This is a genomic window from Oceanisphaera sediminis, from assembly GCF_039539745.1.
GTDB lineage: Bacteria > Pseudomonadota > Gammaproteobacteria > Enterobacterales > Aeromonadaceae > Oceanimonas > Oceanimonas sediminis.
Genome location: NZ_BAABDS010000045.1, coordinates 1 through 3,400, shown reverse-complemented (window position 1 = coordinate 3,400; position 3,400 = coordinate 1). Strand labels below are relative to the sequence as shown.

Below are 3,400 nucleotides of genomic sequence, written 5' to 3'. Positions count from 1 at the left end.
GGTAGGGCTCTGAGATCAGTATGATAAGGAGCGACATTGTTCTGCCGCGAAGCGGCTTAGTTCAACAAGTCATTCAAATAGGACAAAAAACAGTTGGCTTTTGCTCCTTCGTCGCTAATTTTAGCCAACAATTTTTTGCCTCTTAATGAGGCGTTATGCATCCTAAATGGAAATTTTAGTATGAAATTGAATAGCCTAAGCGATATCTTCGAGCGACGTTTGCTGAGAATTCCCGACTATCAGCGCGGTTATGCTTGGAAGGTGCATCAGGTTGAGGATTTTTGGGAAGATATCCTCCAGCTCGAATCTGACCGAATTCACTATACCGGAGTAATTACACTTGAACCGGTAAAGCCCAGCTTGTATCTGCGCTGGGAGAAAGATCTTTGGTTAATAGAAGGTGTAGGTTTCCGTCCTTTTTATGTAGTTGATGGTCAGCAGCGATTAACCACTGCGATGATTCTTTTGCAGGCAATCCTTGAGTCAGTCGAGGAGGGCGCAGAGCTGAATTATCAATCTATTGCCTCAATACGTAAGCAGTTCATATTTTTTGAGGCAGATAATAAGTTGCAGCAGAGCTTCATCTTTGGGTATGAGAAAGATAACCCCAGTGATGAATATATGAAAACCAAGATATTTGGTGAGCATTCCGGTTCAAATCAGTTTGTAGAAACGCTCTACACGCGAAATCTCAGTTTTGCCAAACGTTATTTTATTGAGCGGTTAGCTGGAATGTCGGTTGATGAGATCGCCGTAATCTATAAAAAGCTTACGCAGAAGCTGAAATTCAATCTGTACGAAATTGACGAAGAGATTGATGTCTTTGTTACCTTCGAGACAATGAATAATCGGGGTAAACCGCTTACTAGCTTGGAGCTGCTCAAGAACAGGTTAATCTATCTTTCTACCTTATTTAAGGACAATGATGGGCGAGAGCAGCTAAGGGTTAATATCAACGATGCATGGAAAACCATGTATGAATACCTGGGTAAGAACCCAGAGGTCCCCCTGAGTGATAACCTCTTTCTTCGCAACCATTGGACGATGTATTTTAAATATACTCGCCGGAAAGGCGATGACTACATAAAATTCCTACTGGATGAGAAATTTAATGCCCGAAATATTACTCACCCTAAAAAAGTAGAAGATAAACTTAAGATTGAAGAAATCTCTGACTATGTGAAAAGCCTTCAGCAATCTATTGTCTACTGGTTCTACATGCATGATCCGTATTATGCGCAGGCCAATCAGCTAACCGATTCACAAAAACTGTGGCTAGACCGTTTGGAACGTTTGAGCTTCAGGTCTTTCAAGCCCCTGATCTTGTCAGCGTTTGTTTCCAAGCAAGATCCCGCAATGATAAGCAAACTGTTGGCAGCCGCTGAACGCTATAACTTCACACTTTTTAATCTTAGCCAACGTCGTGCGAATACCGGTGATACTGAATTCTTCACTATGTCACGGGATCTATTGACCGGTGTTAAATCGATTAAAGAGGTGATGGAGACGATAAACACTTGGATTGATCGATATTATGATCCAGAGAAATTCCTGGCTCACATCGAAGAGAAGTATGAATTGGACAGGGATGGCTTTTATCACTGGGATGGTATTCGCTACTTCCTGTATGAGCACGAGCACTGGCTTAGAGAGAAAGGTAAGCAGGCAACCAGTAAGCTCTCTTGGGAAGTACTGAAAACCAGTAATAAAGATCATGTGACTTTAGAGCATATCTTTCCACAAACGCCTGACGACGCCTATTGGGCTGATCGCTTCGACTACCTGAATGATCAGGAAAAGCGATATTTAACACACTCTTTAGGTAACTTGTTACCACTGTCGCGCTCCAAAAACTCAGCACTACAAAACGACAGCTTTCCTCAAAAGGTCAATAATAAGAATGGGGTTGGTTATTACAACGGCTCGGTCTCCGAGAATGAAGTGGCACAAAATAAAGAGTGGACGCCAAATGAGATTTTAAAGCGTGGTTTGGACCTTCTCGGGTTTATGGAACAGCGATGGAATATCGAGTTGGGTGACTTTGAATTTAGAGGCCGGTTGCTGCATCTGGATGGAATAGAGTTCAAAAATGCATAACAAATAAGGATAAGTGTCGCGCAGCCGACACTTCATCCGGGTGTTGAACAAGCCCGAAGCTGCCTTTATTAAGTAAATTGCTCGGTTAAGCATGGGGTGGGCGGTGAGGCCGCTATTTTCTGCAGGCATAGCTGGCCGCTAAGCGATTAGAAGACTAATAACTTCAATTAGTTACAGTGATCGGTGAGTGATGGTCGTGCTTCTCCTGCTGTTGTTGAGGCCATTATCCTTATTGTGCCCGCTTTTCGGCTATCCCGTTCGGATGATGCCGGTGCACACCATGCTTTGTGCGCAGTGCGGGCAGCTGCGGCTGGCTTTGGTCATCGTTGCCGGCTCCCCTGGCAGCCCGCGCCACCCCAGTCGCATCAACAACAACTGGATAATCAAGCGCACCGTCCTGGCGCTACCGTGCAGCAGCCCGTAGTCCCGTACTCGTTGCAGCCCCTTGGGCAAGGCGTGTTGCAATATCAGCCCCAGGAACCTGACGATGGGTAAGGTGCGGTGTTGCCAGTGATTGGTTTTCCCCTCGCGGTAGCGGAAGGTCACCTGGTCACCGTCTATTCCGATAATATCCCGGTCGGGCAGTACCCCGCGGTACAGATAACGGGACAGGTATTTCAGGGCGGGTAGGCCCCGGCCCACAGGGCGGCAGTCCACCACCCATTGCGCCGGTAGTCTGGCTGGCAGGTAGAGCTGGAGGTGCTGGTGAATGGCGGCCAGTAGCCGGCCCCGCCACACCTTGGCCAGTGCGGCAGCAGGGTAGAGGTAACGCTTGGGGCCCTTGTGCCACTGGCGCCGTGCGGGGTCATAGTAGCCTGCCGGTACCATGACATGCAGATGAGGATGCAGATCCCGTCGTCGGCTGTGGGTATGCAGTACCGCGGTAAAGCCGCTGCGACCACCATGCCGACGCTGGGCGAAGTCCTTGAGTAGCGAGGCGGCGACCGAGAACATGATGCGATACAGCGCCTTGGGCTGCGCACGGGCGAGGCCACGCAGCTCGGCCGGCAAGGTAAAGGTGATCATGAAGTAATGAACCGGCAGTAACTTGGCCTGCTGACGGGCGAGCCAAGTGGCGCTGGTTCGGTGTTGGCACTGCGGGCAGAGCCGATGCCCGCACGAGAGCGGGGATTGGTCGTGATGATGGCAATGTCGGCAGTACCACTGCGACCAGCCGGCGGCCTCGGTTTGACAGCACTCCATCGCCGCGATCGCTCGTTTCATGTCGGGAGACACCGGCGCGTGGCTGGCCGTCATCAACGCATCATGGTGCGCACGCAGCAGCGAGATAAAAGTACTCATG

The 3,400-nt window shown here is 49.2% G+C and carries 2 protein-coding genes; one reads left to right on the top strand and one right to left on the bottom strand.

Annotated elements, in window-relative coordinates; all coding sequences use genetic code 11:
* The first annotated feature begins 180 nt into the window (after window positions 1-180).
* On the top strand, window positions 181-2,097 hold the full coding sequence (locus ABD827_RS15960; RefSeq protein WP_344965671.1) for a DUF262 domain-containing protein: 1,917 nt from the start codon (window positions 181-183) through the stop codon (window positions 2,095-2,097).
* 249 nt (window positions 2,098-2,346) lie between these two features.
* Here ABD827_RS15960 and ABD827_RS15955 read toward each other — a convergent pair whose 3' ends face one another.
* Window positions 2,347-3,399: an IS91 family transposase gene (locus ABD827_RS15955; RefSeq protein WP_344965669.1), complete on the bottom strand. Its 1,053-nt coding sequence runs from the start codon at window positions 3,397-3,399 to the stop codon at window positions 2,347-2,349.
* Window position 3,400: the final 1 nt, after the last annotated feature.

Excerpts from the sequence above, each read along its gene's own strand:
- ABD827_RS15960 (WP_344965671.1), top strand. The coding sequence starts at position 181 with ATGAAATTGAATAGCCTAAGCGATATCTTCGAGCGACGTTTGCTGAGA.
- ABD827_RS15955 (WP_344965669.1), bottom strand. The coding sequence starts at position 3,399 with ATGAGTACTTTTATCTCGCTGCTGCGTGCGCACCATGATGCGTTGATG.